The 15,430-nt window shown below is 72.4% G+C and carries 11 protein-coding genes and 1 pseudogene; 2 read left to right on the top strand and 10 right to left on the bottom strand.

Annotated elements, in window-relative coordinates:
• A pseudogene (locus ACIQGV_RS35475) lies at positions 1-236 on the bottom strand (methylmalonyl-CoA carboxyltransferase); the annotation flags it as partial.
• Positions 237-446: 210 nt separating this feature from the next.
• Between ACIQGV_RS35475 and ACIQGV_RS35470 the strand changes: the two are divergent.
• Positions 447-1,055 (top strand): YceI family protein, encoded by a 609-nt coding sequence (locus ACIQGV_RS35470; protein ID WP_402502532.1) that lies wholly within the window; start codon positions 447-449, stop codon positions 1,053-1,055.
• Between the two features lie 85 nt (positions 1,056-1,140).
• Here ACIQGV_RS35470 and ACIQGV_RS35465 read toward each other — a convergent pair whose 3' ends face one another.
• From ACIQGV_RS35465 to ureA, 8 genes are all read right to left on the bottom strand, one after another.
• Complete coding sequence (locus ACIQGV_RS35465) at positions 1,141-1,713, bottom strand: YdeI family protein (protein ID WP_402502530.1); 573 nt, start codon at positions 1,711-1,713, stop codon at positions 1,141-1,143.
• Positions 1,714-1,793: 80 nt separating this feature from the next.
• The gene (locus ACIQGV_RS35460) at positions 1,794-3,149 is read right to left on the bottom strand and encodes a hypothetical protein (RefSeq protein ID WP_402502527.1); all 1,356 of its coding nucleotides are present in this window, start codon (positions 3,147-3,149) and stop codon (positions 1,794-1,796) included.
• An 82-nt stretch (positions 3,150-3,231) separates the two neighbouring features.
• Entirely contained in the window at positions 3,232-6,246 is a 3,015-nt protein-coding gene (locus tag ACIQGV_RS35455) for a glycoside hydrolase family 3 N-terminal domain-containing protein (RefSeq protein ID WP_402502524.1), read from the bottom strand.
• 251 nt (positions 6,247-6,497) lie between these two features.
• Positions 6,498-8,111, bottom strand: coding sequence for a citramalate synthase (gene cimA / locus ACIQGV_RS35450; RefSeq protein WP_402502522.1), 1,614 nt, complete (start codon positions 8,109-8,111; stop codon positions 6,498-6,500).
• 310 nt (positions 8,112-8,421) lie between these two features.
• Positions 8,422-9,024, bottom strand: coding sequence for a TetR/AcrR family transcriptional regulator (locus tag ACIQGV_RS35445; protein ID WP_402502520.1), 603 nt, complete (start codon positions 9,022-9,024; stop codon positions 8,422-8,424).
• Positions 9,025-9,035: 11 nt separating this feature from the next.
• Complete coding sequence (locus ACIQGV_RS35440; protein ID WP_402502518.1) at positions 9,036-10,055, bottom strand: agmatine/peptidylarginine deiminase; 1,020 nt, start codon at positions 10,053-10,055, stop codon at positions 9,036-9,038.
• 8 nt (positions 10,056-10,063) lie between these two features.
• Positions 10,064-11,773 (bottom strand): urease subunit alpha, encoded by a 1,710-nt coding sequence (locus tag ACIQGV_RS35435; protein ID WP_402502516.1) that lies wholly within the window; start codon positions 11,771-11,773, stop codon positions 10,064-10,066.
• Positions 11,770-12,465, bottom strand: a complete 696-nt coding sequence (ureA, locus tag ACIQGV_RS35430) for an urease subunit gamma (protein ID WP_402502514.1) — start codon at positions 12,463-12,465, stop codon at positions 11,770-11,772. Before ureA ends, ACIQGV_RS35435 begins: the two co-directional genes overlap by 4 nt.
• A gap of 147 nt (positions 12,466-12,612) precedes the next feature.
• Between ureA and ACIQGV_RS35425 the strand changes: the two genes are divergently transcribed.
• Positions 12,613-14,052: a cytosine permease gene (locus ACIQGV_RS35425; protein ID WP_402502512.1), complete on the top strand. Its 1,440-nt coding sequence runs from the start codon at positions 12,613-12,615 to the stop codon at positions 14,050-14,052.
• A gap of 59 nt (positions 14,053-14,111) precedes the next feature.
• Here ACIQGV_RS35425 and ACIQGV_RS35420 read toward each other — a convergent pair whose 3' ends face one another.
• A complete protein-coding gene (locus ACIQGV_RS35420; protein ID WP_402502510.1) occupies positions 14,112-15,200 on the bottom strand; it encodes a branched-chain amino acid aminotransferase in 1,089 nt (362 codons plus the stop codon).
• Positions 15,201-15,430 lie beyond the last annotated feature (230 nt).

Genomic DNA, 15,430 nt, shown 5'->3' with positions numbered 1-15,430 from the left:
AGCTTGCCCTTGGCGTGCTGCGCCTGCGTCGCCTTCTCGCTCGGCCCGGCCATCGCCTGCGCACGGATCCCGTGCAGCTCGGCGACCCGCCCGCGCGCGTCGGTGGCCTCACCCGTCGTCTCTTCCAAAACGGTCATGTAGTGACCATACGAAGCCCGACAAGGATTGCGAGCCGTCGACTCCGTACAGTCTCCGGCCCGTTTTCCTGGTAGCCCTGAACAGAACCAGGGGTGCATGCAGCCGTTTCGACTGCTCAGGGGGCGTACGGCCTGTAGGGGGTCTACAAAACGGCCAGGGGTCATGACAGATCGACACGGTAGGCCATACGCGGGATGTCCGGAACCGACACCCCCAGAGATGTTGAACTTTGAACGGAATAGGTCTACGGTCGTAAGCGTTCAGCTCGTTGAAGATTCAACAGCTTCCGTCCCCCCAAGGAGCAGATCATGGGCATCTTCGGCCGCAAGGACAGCACCGAGACCACCACCGCCACCGCAGCCGCCGTGAACCCGGACCTGGCCGCGCTGACCGGCGACTACAGCATCGACGCCGCGCACACCACGATCGGCTTCGTCGCCCGGCACGCCATGGTGACCAACGTCAAGGGCAAGTTCCTCGACTTCTCCGGTTCGCTGCACCTCGACGGCGCCGACCCGTCCCGGTCCTCGGCCTCCATCGACGTCAAGATGGAGAGCATCGACACCGGCAACGCCGACCGTGACGGGCACCTGAAGAGCGCCGACTTCTTCCGGACCGACGAGTTCCCGGCGATGACGTTCCGCTCCACCGCCGCCGAGGCCCTCGGCGGGGACGACTACCGCATCACCGGCGAACTGTCGATCCTCGGCGTGACCCGGCCGCTCTCCATCGACCTGGAGTTCAACGGCGCCGCGAAGGACCCGTTCGGCAACGAGCGCGTCGGCTTCGAGGGCAAGGCGGAGATCCTTCGCTCGGAGTGGGGCCTGACCTGGAACGCGGCGCTGGAGACCGGTGGCGTCCTCGTCTCCGACAAGATCAAGCTGAACTTCGACATCTCGGCGATCAAGAACGCGTGACGTCCGGCTCCGGCCCGGACGGCATCACCCCCCGAGCGCGCCCGCCCTCCGACTCCCCCGGGTCGGGAGGGCGGGCGCTCGGCGTTCAGGACGCCTCCAGCCCGGCGACCGCCGCCGCCAGCCGGCTCGCCCTGCTGCGGGGTGTGCGCGCCTGGAGCAGGCCGAGCATGACCTGGTACCGGTCGCTCCGGCCGAGCCGGTCGAACGCCGCCTTCGCGCGCGGGCTGTCCTCCAGGGCCCGGACCAGGTCGTCGGGCACCGTCGCGTTCCTCTGCGACTCGTAGGCCGTCTCCCAGCGTCCGTCCGCCCGGGCCGCCTCCGCCTCCGCGAGGCCCGCCGGGCGCATACGGCCCTCGGCGGCGAGCTCCGCCACCCGGCGGACGTTGACCATGGACCACAGGCTCCCGGGCCGGCGCGGGGTGATGCGCTGGAGGTAGTGGGAGCCGTCGAGCGATCTGCGCTGCCCGGTGATCCAGCCGTGGCACAGCGCCGCGTCGTTGATCTCGTCGGCCGTGGCGGAGGGCAGGCCCGACGCCTTCCTGGCCACCTTCACCCACAGGCCCGGACAGGGCGCGGGGTGCTCCGTCAGCCAGGTGTCGAGTGCGGCGGCGGTCTCGAACAGCAGGGCGTCGTCCTGAGGGGCGTTCCGGTCGGTCATGACGGCACCGTAGACGGGATACAGGACAGTTCCTGTCCTCTGTGCCCGGGAACCGAGGGCCCGCGGCGCAGGGGCCCGGCTCAGAACCCGCCGCCGAAGTCCCCTCCCCCGCCCCCGCCGAAGTCCCCGCCGCCGAAGCCCCCGCCGAAGTCGCCGGAGTCGAAATCCGCTCCGGAGACGTCGCCGCCCTGGTACCCGCCGCCGCCGAAGTCCCCGTAGCCGGAGCCGTAGTCGGCGGCGTACGCCGGGGTCGCCATGGCGCTTCCCAGCATGGTGCCGATGAGCAGGCCGGGCAGGATGCCGCCGCCGAAGTAGCCGCCGGCCCAGGGGCCGTAGGCCGGTCCGGCGTCCCAGTAGGGACGGCGGCCGGAGGCGGTGTCGACCTCACGGATCACCGGGTCGCGGCCGTCGGCGAGACGGGCCCGGTCGGCGGCGCAGACGGGCACCTGGCGGGTCGCACCGGCCGGGGGCGTCCAGTCGGCGTCGGCGACCGAGGGGCCGTGGCGCGGGTCGAAGAAGCAGGGCGGCCGGCGCTCCGGCAGCGGCCGGTGCTCACGGCGGGCGGCCAGCCTGACCAGCGAGAAGCGTCCGTCCTCCAGCGCCTGGGTGACCGCGCGGACGTCCTCCGGGCGGGCGGCCCGGTCCATGAGGCTCTTGGCCTGCTCGTAGGAGTCCAGTGCGTGTTCGTAGTCCTCGCGCATGGCGTCGTCGGCGCCGGGTTCGGCGGGGTGGAAGTCCAGCCGGTCCAGTTCCTCGCCGTAGGCGGTGATGTCCTCGTCCACGACGACCCGCAGATTCCCCAGGGCCTCGGCCTGCGCCTCCTCGTGGCGGCGCCGGTTGCGGCGGACCAGCGCATAGGCGCCCGCGCCGCCGGCCGCGAGGACGGCGGCCAGGGTGACCAGGGTGGCGGCGGAGGCTCCGCCCTGGTCCGGGGAGGAGTCCCAGCTCGCCGGGGCGGATCCGCCCATGTTGGCGAGGGCCCGGTCGGTGAACTCGTCGAGCTGGGTGACGGGGTCGTCCTCGTCCTGGACGCTGCGGACGAGATTGCGCACCGCGTCACGGGACAGCACGGAGGAGTCGGCGCGGGCGTCGAAGCGGTCGCCGACGCGGACCGCGTACAGGCCGGTGATCCCGGTGGCCGTGCGCAGGTTCGCGAAGAGGTTCTCCGTGGGCTGGTCGGCGGGCAGGACCGCGGCGAACAGCGGCTTGTCGGCACCCTCGATCTTCTTCTGCAGCGCCTCGGCGTCGGACTCGGGCAGCTGGTCCTGGGCGGCCGGGGCGACGTAGACGGGGCGCTCGCGCAGCCCCGCGGCGATCGTCGACACGTCGGTGGCCGCACCGGCGGGTCCGGCGCCCGCCGTCAGCACGGTGAGGACGGCGAGCGTCAGCGCGATCAGCAGACCGGCGAGACCTCGGGTCGATGGCGCGACCTTCATACCAACGAAGCTACCCGAAGCGGAGCGAACTGGGCATACCTCCCCCCGAGCGGACTCGGGGGGAGGAACCCGCAGCGGACCCTCAGGCCGCGTGCCAGGCGGTGCTCAGCCGTGCCGCGGCGGCCCCGTAGCGCCCGGTGAGCAACAGGTGCTCGGCGTCCGCGAAGGGCTTGGCCAGTGCGGCCGTGATCCTCTGGCCGGCCTTCTGCTGGACGATCAGCCGGGCCCTGGCGACCAGGGCCCGTCCCGTCCCGTCCGCCCCGGCCCGCTCGGCCGCGGCGGCCGCCACCGCGAGCGCCTTCAGGGTCGTGGCACCGCCCCCGGGTGCCTTGGTGAGGGTGGTCAGACCCCAGCCGTAGGGGTACTGGGGGTCGTACGCCGTGTCACCGACGTTGACCGGCAGCTGCGCCTCGGACTTCGGCCAGGTGACGGGGAGCTGCCCGGTGAACGGGCGGCGGCCGTAGAGCACGTCGGCGACTCCGGCTCCCTCGGTGCCCGGCAGCCAGGACGCCACCAGCGCGTCGATCCCGTCGAGCCGGTCACCGACGAGCTGCGGGCGCCCGGAGACGATCAGCACCGCGCACTTCATCGCCGCGCAGACCTTGTCCACGGCCGCCTTGTCGGCGGCGGAGAGCTCCAGGTCGTGCCCGTTGCCGACGTCGCCGACGCCCTCGGCGTACGGGGTCTCGCCGACGACGACCACACCGACGTCATGGCCCGTGGTCGGGGCCGAGGCGTCCTCGGAGTACGTGACGTCGCCGCCCGCCCCGCGCAGGCCCTCCAGGATCGTCGTCCCGGGGGTGATGCCGCCGGAGGCGCCCTGCCAGGTGAGGGTCCAGCCGCCGGTCTGGTTGCCGATGTCGTCGGCGTTCGACCCGGCGACGTAGACCTTCTGGCTCTTCCTCAGCGGCAGCAGGCCCTGGTCGTTCTTCAGCAGCACCTGCGACTTCGCCGCCGCCTCCCGGGCGACCGCGCGGTGTCCGGCGGAGCCGATCGCCGCGGCGCCGCGGGTGTCGGCGTAGGGCTTCTCGAACAGGCCGAGGCGGAACTTCTGGGTGAGGATCCGGGAGACGGCGTCGTCGATCCGGGACTGCGGGACGCGTCCCGCCCTCACCTCGTCGACCAGCGCGGTGCGGAACTCCTTGTAGTCGTACGGCACCATGATCATGTCCAGACCGGCGTTGACCGAGGTGCGCACGTCCGAGGCGCGGTCCCCGGGGATCTGGTCGATGCCGTTCCAGTCGCTGATGACGAAGCCGTCGAAGCCCAGGCGGTCCTTGAGGACCCCGTCGATCATGTCGCCGCGGGCGTGCATCCGCACCGGTCCCCGTCCGTCGCCGGCCAGGTCGAGCGAGGAGTAGGAGGGCATGACCGAGCCGACGCCCCGGTCGACCGCGTCCCGGTAGGGGGCGAGGTGGACGGCCTCCAGTTCCTGGCGGGTGACCTTAGTGACGCCCTGGTCGATGGTGTACGTGCCGGTGGTGGAGGAGCCGAAGGCGGTGCCGCCGTCGCCGACGAAGTGCTTGGCGGTGGCGAGGACCTTGTCGGAGCGGTCCAGGTCGCGGCCGTCGGCGCTGCCCTGGAGGCCCTGGATCACCGTCTCCATCGACTCGACGAGGGCCGGGTCCTCGCCGAAGGACTCGTAGGAGCGGCCCCAGCGTTCGTCGCGGGTGATGCAGAGGCAGGGCGCGAAGTCCCAGGGCACGCCGGTCGCGCGGACCTCGGCGGCCGTGACCGCGCCGGTGCGGCGGGCGAGTGCGGGGTCGCGGGCGGCGCCGATGCCGATGTTGTGCGGCATGACGGTCGCGCCCGCCAGGTTGTTGTGGCCGTGGACGGCGTCCACGCCGTAGATCAGCGGGATCTGGAAGCGGGTCGCCTGCGCGCGCAGCTGGAACCCGTCGATCATCTTCGCCCAGGCCCCGGCGGTGTTGGGGGTGGGGGTGGAGCCGCCGCCGGAGAGCAGGGAGCCGAGCGCCTGGCCCGCGATGTCACCGGGGTTCGCCATGGCGCCGCGCTCGGCCTGGGTCATCTGCCCGGCCTTCTCCTCCAGGGACATCCGGGGGACGAGGTCGGCCACCCGCTTCTCCACCGGGAGCTTCGGGTCGAGGTACGGCAGCCCGTGGGCGTCGATCACGATCTGCGGGGTCTCGGCGGGTGCCTTGGCGCCGGTGACGGTGAGCCCGAGCGGGACCGTCTCGGCGTGCTCGGCCGCGCGGTCCTTCGCGGTGGGCACCCGGACGGTGCGCGTGGCGCCGGAGGGGGTGCCCGCGGGGAAGGTGACCGTGCCGCGGACGGGTGTGTAGTCCGTGCCGGACGTGGCGGTGCCGCCGCCTGTCTCGTAGGCGACGGTGACCGGCTCGTCGGTGGGGGCGGAGCCCCGGGTGCCGAGGGTGAGCCGGACCTCGGCGGTGGCGCCCTCCTTCAGGGGGACGACGGCGTCGGTGGTGAGGGAGACGCGCGCGGACTGGTCGGCGCGGCCGTAGAGTTCGACGCCGTCCATCGCGAACCCGCCCTTCGCCCCGGCGGGGAGGGTGACGGCGTACCCCCACATCTCGGTGAGGCCGAGGATCTGGTCGATGCCGCCGACGGGCTGGTAGTCCGTGCGGTAGACGAACCGGTCGAACGGCAGCTCGATCTGCCTCCAGCCGGTGAAGTCGTCGGTGAAGGAGGTCTGCCACAGCTCGGACGCCTCGCCGTGGGCGCCGCCGTCCTTCAGCTCGAACACGATGCGCCGGCCGGTGCCGTCGCCCTCCCACCACAGGCGGATGCCCTTGCGGGCCGACCAGTCGTGGGGCGGCAGGGCGGAGGCGAAGTCGTGGGTGAAGCCGCCCCAGCCGCTGATGTCGTAGGTGCCGGCGAGGACCTTCTCGCCCTCGGGGGCGTCGGGGCGGGCGCGCAGGGCGAGCGCCGGGCGGTCGTCGGTGTCGCCGCCCCAGGTGAAGATGCCGTCCGCGGGAGGTTCGGCGAAGGGCACCTCGCCCTCGAAGCGGTCGACGGGGGCGGGGGCGGGGTCGTCGGCGGCCCGGGCGGTCTGGGCGGCCAGCGGCAGGAGTCCGGTGAGCAAGGTGGCGCAGGCGAGCAGGGCGGTTCTTCGCATGGAACGGTCCCTCTACTCTCGTCACGTCTCATCACGACTTAGATCATGGCGTGAGTTAAATGGTGGTCCGTCATGCCGTCAAGACTTCACACCAGAACTGGTACGCGCGTAACGAGCGGCCGAAACAGGGGCGTTGACGCTTCGGGACCTGAACGCACAACCCCCTGACGTGCCGTCGGCGCCGTCAGGTGCTCACCGCGGCCGCCCCTCGTGACGGCCGCGCACCACGAGGGACCGCCGCGTCGGGACGCCTACTCGGCCGGAACCACTCCCGCGCGCAGGAGGCCGTAGGTGTACGCGTCCTCCAGCGCCTGCCAGGAGGCCGCGATGACGTTCTCGGCCACGCCCACCGTGGACCACTCGCCCGCGCCGTCGGTCGTGGAGATCAGGACGCGGGTGGTGGACTGGGTGCCGTGCTTGCCTTCGAGGATGCGGACCTTGTAGTCGACGAGCTCGAACTTGGCGAGCTGGGGGTAGATCTTCTCCAGCGCCACCCGCAGCGCGCGGTCGAGGGCGTTGACGGGGCCGTTGCCCTCGGCGGTGGCGACGATGCGCTCGCCCTTGGCCCAGAGCTTGACGGTGGCCTCGTTGGCGTGGGTGCCGTCGGGGCGGTCCTCCACGATGGCCCGCCAGGACTCGACCTCGAAGTAGCGCAGGGGCCTGCCGCCCTGGGCCTCGGTGCGCAGCAGCAGCTCGAAGCTGGCGTCGGCGGCCTCGTAGGTGTAGCCCCTGAGCTCGCGTTCCTTCACCCGCTCGACCACCCGGCCCACCAGCTCGCGGTCGTCGCCGAGGTCGACGCCGAGCTCCTTGCCCTTGAGCTCGATGGAGGCGCGGCCGGCCATGTCGGAGACCAGCATGCGCATGGTGTTGCCGACCTGCTCGGGGTCGATGTGCTGGTAGAGGTCCGGGTCGACCTTGATCGCGGAGGCGTGCAGGCCGGCCTTGTGGGCGAAGGCGGACAGGCCCACGTACGGCTGATGCGTCGACGGGGTGAGGTTGACGACCTCGGCGACGGCGTGGGAGATCCGGGTCATCTCCCGCAGGCGGCCCTCGGGCAGCACCCTCTTGCCGTACTTCAGTTCCAGCGCGGCCACGACCGGGAAGAGGTTGGCGTTGCCGACGCGCTCGCCGTAGCCGTTCGCCGTGCACTGCACATGGGTGGCGCCTCCGTCCACGGCGGCCAGGGTGTTGGCGACCGCGCAGCCGGTGTCGTCCTGGGCGTGGATGCCGAGGCGGGCGCCGGTGTCGGCGAGGACCGTGGAGACGACGGCCTGGACCTGGGCCGGGAGCATGCCGCCGTTGGTGTCGCACAGCACGACGACGTCCGCGCCCGCCTCCGACGCCGCGCGGACGACGGCCTTGGCGTACTCCGGGTTCGCGCGGTAGCCGTCGAAGAAGTGCTCGCAGTCGACGAAGACCCGGCGGCCCTGCCCCTTCAGGTACGAGACCGTGTCCCGGACCATCTCCAGGTTCTCGTCCAGCGTGGTGCGCAGGGCCAGTTCGACATGCCGGTCGTGGGACTTGGCGACCAGGGTGATCACCGGGGCTCCGGACTCCAGCAGCGCCCTGACCTGCGGGTCCTCCGACGCCTTGGCGCCGGCGCGGCGGGTGGCGCCGAAGGCGACCAGCTGGGCGCTGCGGAACTCGATCTCCGCCTGCGCCCGGGCGAAGAACTCGGTGTCCCGCGGGTTGGCGCCCGGCCAGCCGCCCTCGATGAAACCCACGCCGAAATCGTCCAGGTGCCGTGCGATGGCCAGCTTGTCGGCGACGGTGAGGTTGATGCCCTCCCGCTGGGCGCCGTCGCGCAGGGTGGTGTCGAAGACATGGAACGAGTCGTCGAGCTCGCTGGTTGCCGTCTCGGTCATGATCTCAAGGCTCCTGTTGTGGATCTTCGGTCTTACCGGAATGACCGGCTCCACCGTCCCCCCATGGTCCCTCGCGCTTGCGCTCCCGGCTGCGGGTGGGCCAGAAAAGCGAAAAACCCCTCGCGGGTGCGAGAGGTCTGCGCGCGGGTCGAGGACGACGGTGTCCGCCCGTACCTGGTCGTACGAAGGCAGTCACTGCGGACCGGCGCGCCTGCTGCCAATAATCATGGCGAACGAGAGCACGGGGGCAGTCTGGCACAGACCGACCCGCTGTGACCGGGGTGTCTCAGAATGCGAACCCCGCGGTCCCTCAGGCGAGAAGGCTCTCCTCCAGGAAGTCCTGGACGTGGCCCAGGATCAGCTCCCGGTCGGTGCCGCGCAGACCGATGGCCACATGGATGGAGAAGCCGTCGAGCAGGGCGCGCAGCCGGGCCGCGACCCGGTCGGCGTCCACCGGACGGAACTCTCCGCGCGAGACGCCCTCGGCCATCAGGGCGACGAGGTCGCGGTGCCAGACGCCCTCGATGGCGGCCTGGCGGTCCCGGGCGTCGTCGTCGGCGTTCTGCGAGCGGTTCCAGACCTCCAGCCACAGCGTCCAGTGCGGGTCGCGGTGGCCGTCGGGGACGTACAGGTCGACGAAGGCGGCCAGGCGCTCGCGGGCGGAGAGCGGGCGGGCGAGCAGCCGGCGCCGCTCCTCGCCCAGCCGGCCCTCGCTCCACTCCAGGGCCTGGAGGAGGAGTTCGTCCTTGGAACGGAAGTAGTAGAGGAGATGGCCGCTGCTCATGCCGACCTCGCGGCCGAGCGCCGCCATGGTGAGCTTCTCCAGACCGCGTTCGGCGATCATCTCCACGGCGGCGGCGAGGACGTCCTCGCGGGGCGGTGCGTTCTTCCGCGCCCGGGGCGCACCGGCCATCCCTGACTCCTCTAGGTCCTCGGCTGCTGCTGGGTGATGCAGTGGATGCCTCCCCCACCGGCAAAGATCGTACGTGCGTCCACCGGCACCACCTCGCGCTCGGGGAACAGCCGCCGGAAGATGCCCGCCGCGACCTCGTCGTGGGGGTCGTCGAAGGCGCACAGCACGACGCCGCCGTTGCAGAGGTAGTGGTTGATGTAGGAGTAGTCGACCCAGTCGCCCTCCTCGTCCTTCAGGACGGCGGGCGCCGGGACCTCGACGACCTCCAGGGGGCGGCCCTCGGCGTCGGTGGCGGCGCGCAGGATCTCCAGGTACGTGCGGGAGCGGGCGTGGTCGGGGTGGGCGGGGTCCCGCTGGCTGTGCACCAGCACGGTGCCCGGGCGGGCGAAGGCCGCGACGATGTCGACGTGGCCCTGGGTGCCGTACCGGCCGTAGTCGCCGGCCAGTCCGTGCGGGAGCCAGATCGCCTTGCTGGTGCCGAGCCTGGCGTGGATCTCCGCCTCCACCTGCGCGCGGGTCAGGCCGGGGTTGCGGCCGGGGCCGAGCTGGACGGTGTCGGTGAGCAGGACGGTGCCCTCGCCGTCGACATGGATCGCGCCGCCCTCGTTGACGAGGGTGCTGCCGAGCACCGGCGCCCCGGCCAGGTCGGCGACATGCCGGGCGATCTTGGCGTCGTTCTCCCAGCGGGCCCAGTCCTGGGCGCCCCAGCCGTTGAACACCCAGTCCACGGCGGCCAGCCGGCCCTGTGCGTCCTTGACGAAGGTCGGGCCGATGTCACGCATCCACGCGTCGTCCAGCTCGCGCTCGACCAGGTCGACGTCCGGGCCGAGCAGTTCGCGCGCGGACTCGCCCTGGCCGGGGCCGTGCACCATCGTGACGGGCTCGAACCGGCGCACCGCGCGGGCCACGGACGCCCAGGCGGCGCGGGCCCCGGCCAGCTCCGCGTCGTCGGTGAAGGTGGCGTTGGGGCCCGGCCACGCCATCCAGGTGCGCTCGTGCGGGGCCCACTCGGGGGGCATGCGGAAGGTCATCGCGGGTCCTAGAGGAAGTAGAGGCGATTGAGGGCGACGGTGTCGGCCGGCTGCGAGCGCAGCGGCTCCCCGTCCAGCGTCACCAGTCCGGTGCGCCGGTCCACGTCGACCTCTCCGATGCGGGAGTTCAGGCGCAGGTCCGCCGGCCCGATGCCGCGCGTGCCGCGCACGGCGACCCTGCGGCGGCGGGTCGGCATGGTGTCGTGGCCCTGGTCGAGGGCGGCGCGGGCGACGAAGGCGACCGACAGGTCGGCGGGGGTGGCCCCGTGCGCGCCGAACAGCGGCCCCAGCACGAGGGGTTCGCAGGTGTCGGTGGCCGCGTTGGGATCGCCGGTCACGCCGAAGGCGGGGAAACCGGCCTTGAGGACGAGCTGCGGCTTGGCGCCGAACCACTCGGGCCGCCACAGCACGATGTCGGCGAGCTTGCCGACCTCGATCGAGCCGACCTCGTGCGCGAGGCCGTGGGCGACGGCCGGGTTGATGGTCAGCTTGGCCATGTAGCGCAGCACGCGCTCGTTGTCGTGGTCCCCGGGAGCACCCAGCTCGGCCTTCATCTTGCCGGCCATGGCGAACGTACGGCGGACGGTCTCGCCCGCGCGGCCCATGCCCTGCGCGTCGGAGGAGGTGATGCCGATCGCGCCCAGGTCGTGCAGCACGTCCTCGGCGCCCATGGTCCCGGCGCGGATGCGGTCGCGGGCCATGGCGGCGTCGCCGGGCAGGTCCGTCTTCAGGTCGTGGACGGAGACGATCATGCCGTAGTGCTCGGCGACGGCGTCCCGGCCGAAGGGCAGGGTGGGGTTGGTGGAGGAGCCGATGACGTTCGGGACGCCCGCCATCTTCAGCACGTTCGGGACGTGTCCGCCGCCGCAGCCCTCGATGTGGAAGGCGTGGATGGTGCGGCCTTCGAGGACGCGCAGGGTGTCCTCGACGGACAGGCACTCGTTCAGGCCGTCGCTGTGCAGGGCGACCTGGACGTCGTGCTCCTCGGCGACCCGCAGGGCGGTGTCCAGGGCGCGGGTGTGGGCGCCCATGTCCTCGTGGACCTTGAAGCCGCTCGCGCCGCCCTCGGCGAGGGCCTCGACCAGCGGGGCGCCGTGCGAGGACGAACCCCGGCCCAGGAAGCCGACGTTGACCGGCCAGGCGTCGAAGGCGTTGAACGCGTGCCGCAGCGCCCAGGGCGAGTTGACGCCGACGCCCCACACCGGGCCGAACTCCTGGCCGATGACGGTGGTGACGCCGGAGGCGAGCGATGCCTCCAGGATGCGCGGGGACAGCAGATGGACATGGGTGTCGACGGCCCCGGCCGTGGCGATCAGGCCCTCGCCGGACACGATGGAGGTGCCGGTGCCGACGACGACGTCGACGCCGTCGAGGGTGTCGGGGTTGCCGGCCCGGCCGATCGCGTGGATGCGGCCCTCGCGGATGCCGATGGACACCTTGCGGATGCCCTGGACGGCGTCGATCACGACGACGTTGCTGACGACGACGTCGCAGGTCTCGCGGACCGCGGCGGCCTTGAGATGCAGCCCGTCGCGGGCGGTCTTGCCGAACCCGGCCAGGAACTCGTCGCCGTGGCGCTGCGCGTCGGCCTCGACGCGGACGGTCAGACCGGAGTCGCCGAGGCGGATGCGGTCGCCGGCCCGGGGCCCGTGGGTGGCGGCGTACTCGTGGGGGGTCAGCCGACGGGCCTCGGCCGGGTGCCCTCCGGGCCGGCTCATCGGTCGGCCCCTTCGCCCGGGACGCCCAGATAGCCGCAGGCGGCGGCCCTGCGCAGGGCCTCCTGCCGGGCGCCGGGCGCGTCCAGCGGCCCGTCGACCAGTCCGGCGAAGCCGACGGCGACGCGGGCGCCGCCGATCGGCACCAGGCCCACCTCGGCGCTCTCGCCGGGCCCGAAGCGCACGGACGACCCGGCGGGGACGGCGAGCCGCATGCCGTAGGCGTCCTCCCGGCGGAAGTCCAGGCGCGGGTTGGCCTCGAAGAAGTGGAAGTGCGAGGTGACCGACACGGGCACCGCGGCGGTGTTGGTGACCGTCAGCCGCAGGGCCGCCTCCGGCTCCGCGTGCGCCGGGCCGGGCAGCAGGGCTCCGGGGGCCCGCTCGCCCAGGCCCGCGCCGATCGGGTCGCTCACCACCGCGAGCCGGGAGCCGTCGTCGAAGACGGCCTCGACATGCACCTCGGTGACGATGTCGGCCACGCCCGGCAGCACGTCGTCGGGGCCGAGCACGGAGCGGGCGGCCTCGATCGCCTCCGCCAGCCGCCTGCCGTCGCGGGCGGCCTCGCAGACGGTGTCCGCGATCAGGGCGGTCGCCTCCGGCACGTTCAGCCTGAGGCCGCGGGCCCGGCGGGCACGGGCCAGCTCGGCGGCCCCGAAGAGCAGCAGCCGGTCACGTTCCGTGGGGGTCAGTCTCATGACGCGGGCACCTCCTTGCCTTCCAACAGTTAGAACAACACTCTAAACATGAGATTCCCGTGACGGAAACATTGACGTGCCAGCTTCGGTGAAGCCACATTGAACGTCGCTCTAAAAGCCAAGGTGGCTGATCAAGGGAGACCTGCCATGCCGATGGAACAGCGCGGAGTCGACACCATCCCCGACGAGGAACGCACCAGCGGGCCGCGTGACCTCGTCTCGATCCTGCTGGGGTCGAACCTCTGCCTGGGAGTGATCGTCTTCGGCTGGCTGCCGCCGTCCTTCGGGCTCGGCTGGTGGGCCTCCGTCAGCTCGGTCCTCGTCGGCACCCTGGTCGGCACGGCCTTCACCGCGCCGCTCGCGCTGATCTCCCTGCGCACCGCCACCAACCTGTCGACCTCCTCCGGCGCACAGTTCGGGGTGCGCGGCCGGCTGGTCGGCTCGGTCGTCGGCCTGCTGCTGGCCCTCGGCTACACCGCGCTGACCGTGTGGATCGGCGGCGACGTGACCGTCGCGGTGCTGGGCCGGATGTCCGGCCTGCCCGCGGGCGACCTGTCGTACGCCGTCGTCTACGGGCTGCTGGCCGCGGCGACCGTCGCGGGCGCGGTGTACGGCTACCGGGTGCTGCTGGCGATGTCCCGGATCCTCGCGGTGGGCATGACCGCCCTGCTGCTCCTGGGCGTCGTCGCCTACGCCCCCGGCTTCACCACCGGCGCCCTGGAGGGGACCGGCGGCCATCTGCTCGGCGGGTTCTGGCCGACCTGGCTGCTGGCCGCGGTGGCCGCGGGTCTGTCGGGCCCCGTCGCCTTCATCACGCTGCTCGGCGACTACACCCGCTACATCTCCCCCGCCCGCCACTCCTCGCGCACGGTGCTGCGCGCGACCTGGCTGGGGCTGCTCCTGGGCCTGCTGGTGCCACAGCTGTTCGGGACCTTCACCTCGTACGCCGCCCGCGCCGCCCTCGACTACGCCGGGCCGCTCGCCGCGTCCGCGCCCGGCTGGTACCTGCTGCCGCTGCTGATCGCCGCGTCGGCCGGGTCGGTGGGCAACGCGGGTCTGATGCTCTACTCGATGGGCCTGGACCTGGACGCCATCCTGCCGAGATTGTCGCGCGCCCGGGCCACGTGCGTGGTCGCCGTGGTCGCCACCGCCTCGGTCTTCGCCGGCCACTGGTTCTCCGACACGCAGTCCGCGATGACGTCCTTCGTGCTGCTGCTCACCGCGATCGGCACGCCCTGGGCGGTCATCACCCTGATCGGTTTCGTCCGCTGCCGGGGCGTGTACGACTCCGACGCCCTCCAGGTCTTCAACCGCCGCTCCCGGGGCGGGGTGTACTGGTTCCGGGGCGGCTGGAACATCGCCGCGGCCGTGTCCTGGGCGCTGGGTGCCCTCGTCGGCGTCCTGGCGGTGGCGCTGCCGTCGTACGAGGGTCCGCTGCTGGCGCTGACCGGCGGGGTGGACTGCAGCTTCCTGCTGTCGGGGCTGGTCGGAGGGCTGGTGTACATGCTGCTGACCCGGGGCCGGACACGGACCAGGGCCGCGACGGAGCTGACGTCCGAGGCGGCCCTGGCGGAGAACCGGGTCTGAGAGTCCGGCCGGGGCCAGGTGCTGCCACCCGGTGGCCGGCCCGATCCGAACGACAGGCCCTAGCCGAGCTGGTGCATCCAGCCGTGCTTGTCCTCGGCCGTGCCGCGCTGGATGTCGAGCAGGGCGCGGCGCAGCCGCATGGTGACCTCGCCGGGCTCGCCGTCGCCCTGCCGCCACTCGGCGCCGTCGGTCTTCACCGTGCCGACCGGGGTGATGACGGCGGCCGTACCGCAGGCGAACACCTCGGTGAGCGAGCCGTTCTCGCTGTCGGTCCGCCACTGGGCGAGGGAGACCCGGCCCTCCTCCGCCTCGTAGCCGAGGTCACGGGCCACGGTGAGCAGGGAGTCACGGGTGACGCCCTCCAGGATCGAGCCGGTCAGGCTCGGCGTGACGATCCGGTCCCCGTACACGAAGTACAGGTTCATCCCGCCCAGCTCCTCGACCCACGTGTGCTCGACCGCGTCGAGGTAGCAGACCTGCTCGCAGCCCTGGGCGGCGGCCTCGGCCTGGGCGAGCAGGGAGGCCGCGTAGTTGCCGCCGGTCTTGGCGTCGCCCATGCCGCCGGGGACGGCGCGGACGCGGTCCTGGGAGACCCAGATGGAGACCGGCTTCACCCCTCCGGGGAAGTACGCGCCGGCCGGGGAGGCGATCACCAGGAAGAGGTACTCGTTGGCGGGCCGCACACCGAGACCGACCTCGGTCGCGATCATGAACGGGCGGAGGTAGAGGGACTCCTCGCCGCCGTGCGCCGGGACCCATGCCTGGTCCTGGCGCACGAGCGCGTCGCACGCCTCGATGAAGGTCTCGACCGGCAGCTCGGGCATGCCCAGGCGGCGGGCGGAGGACTGGAAGCGCAGACCGTTCTTCTCGGGGCGGAAGGTGGCGACGGTGCCGTCGGGACGGCGGTACGCCTTGAGGCCCTCGAAGATCTCCTGCGCGTAGTGCAGGACGGACGTGGCCGGGTCGAGCGAGATCGGCGCGTAGGGCACGAGCTGACCGTCGTGCCAGCCGCGTCCCTCCGTCCACTTGATGGTCACCATGTGGTCGGTGAAGTGGCGGCCGAACCCGGGGTTGGCCAGGATCGCCTCGCGCTCCGCGGTGGACAGCGGGTGGGCGGAGGGCTTCAGCTCGATCGTGGGCGTCGTCATCAGTGGTTGTCCTTCACCGGTTGTAGTGACGGGCCGCGGTCACGCCCGAACGGCCGGTCCGGCCGGTGCAACGACCGTTTCCGGCCAGTGCTAGGACGTCCGAGCTTTACCTCGTTCCACGGCTCCGCGTTCGATTATCGCGCGCGGGACACCGCGGAAGGAAACGGCGTGGGTGCGGTCCAGGGCTCGATGGTGTCACCCGGCGGCGGGCATGCGAAAGCCGCCGGGTG

The organism is Streptomyces sp. NPDC093094 (genome assembly GCF_044754345.1).
Lineage (GTDB): Bacteria > Actinomycetota > Actinomycetes > Streptomycetales > Streptomycetaceae > Streptomyces.
Note: the sequence above shows the minus strand (reverse complement) of the source record. Positions and strands in the feature narration are given on the sequence as shown.

Bases quoted from the DNA above. Each gene is read 5' to 3' on its own strand.
- ACIQGV_RS35470 (WP_402502532.1), top strand. From the start codon at position 447: ATGGGCATCTTCGGCCGCAAGGACAGCACCGAGACCACCACCGCCACC.
- ACIQGV_RS35465 (WP_402502530.1), bottom strand. From the start codon at position 1,713: ATGACCGACCGGAACGCCCCTCAGGACGACGCCCTGCTGTTCGAGACC.
- ACIQGV_RS35460 (WP_402502527.1), bottom strand. From the start codon at position 3,149: ATGAAGGTCGCGCCATCGACCCGAGGTCTCGCCGGTCTGCTGATCGCG.
- ACIQGV_RS35455 (WP_402502524.1), bottom strand. From the start codon at position 6,246: ATGCGAAGAACCGCCCTGCTCGCCTGCGCCACCTTGCTCACCGGACTC.
- cimA (WP_402502522.1), bottom strand. From the start codon at position 8,111: ATGACCGAGACGGCAACCAGCGAGCTCGACGACTCGTTCCATGTCTTC.
- ACIQGV_RS35445 (WP_402502520.1), bottom strand. From the start codon at position 9,024: ATGGCCGGTGCGCCCCGGGCGCGGAAGAACGCACCGCCCCGCGAGGAC.
- ACIQGV_RS35440 (WP_402502518.1), bottom strand. From the start codon at position 10,055: ATGACCTTCCGCATGCCCCCCGAGTGGGCCCCGCACGAGCGCACCTGG.
- ACIQGV_RS35435 (WP_402502516.1), bottom strand. From the start codon at position 11,773: ATGAGCCGGCCCGGAGGGCACCCGGCCGAGGCCCGTCGGCTGACCCCC.
- ureA (WP_402502514.1), bottom strand. From the start codon at position 12,465: ATGAGACTGACCCCCACGGAACGTGACCGGCTGCTGCTCTTCGGGGCC.
- ACIQGV_RS35425 (WP_402502512.1), top strand. From the start codon at position 12,613: ATGCCGATGGAACAGCGCGGAGTCGACACCATCCCCGACGAGGAACGC.
- ACIQGV_RS35420 (WP_402502510.1), bottom strand. From the start codon at position 15,200: ATGACGACGCCCACGATCGAGCTGAAGCCCTCCGCCCACCCGCTGTCC.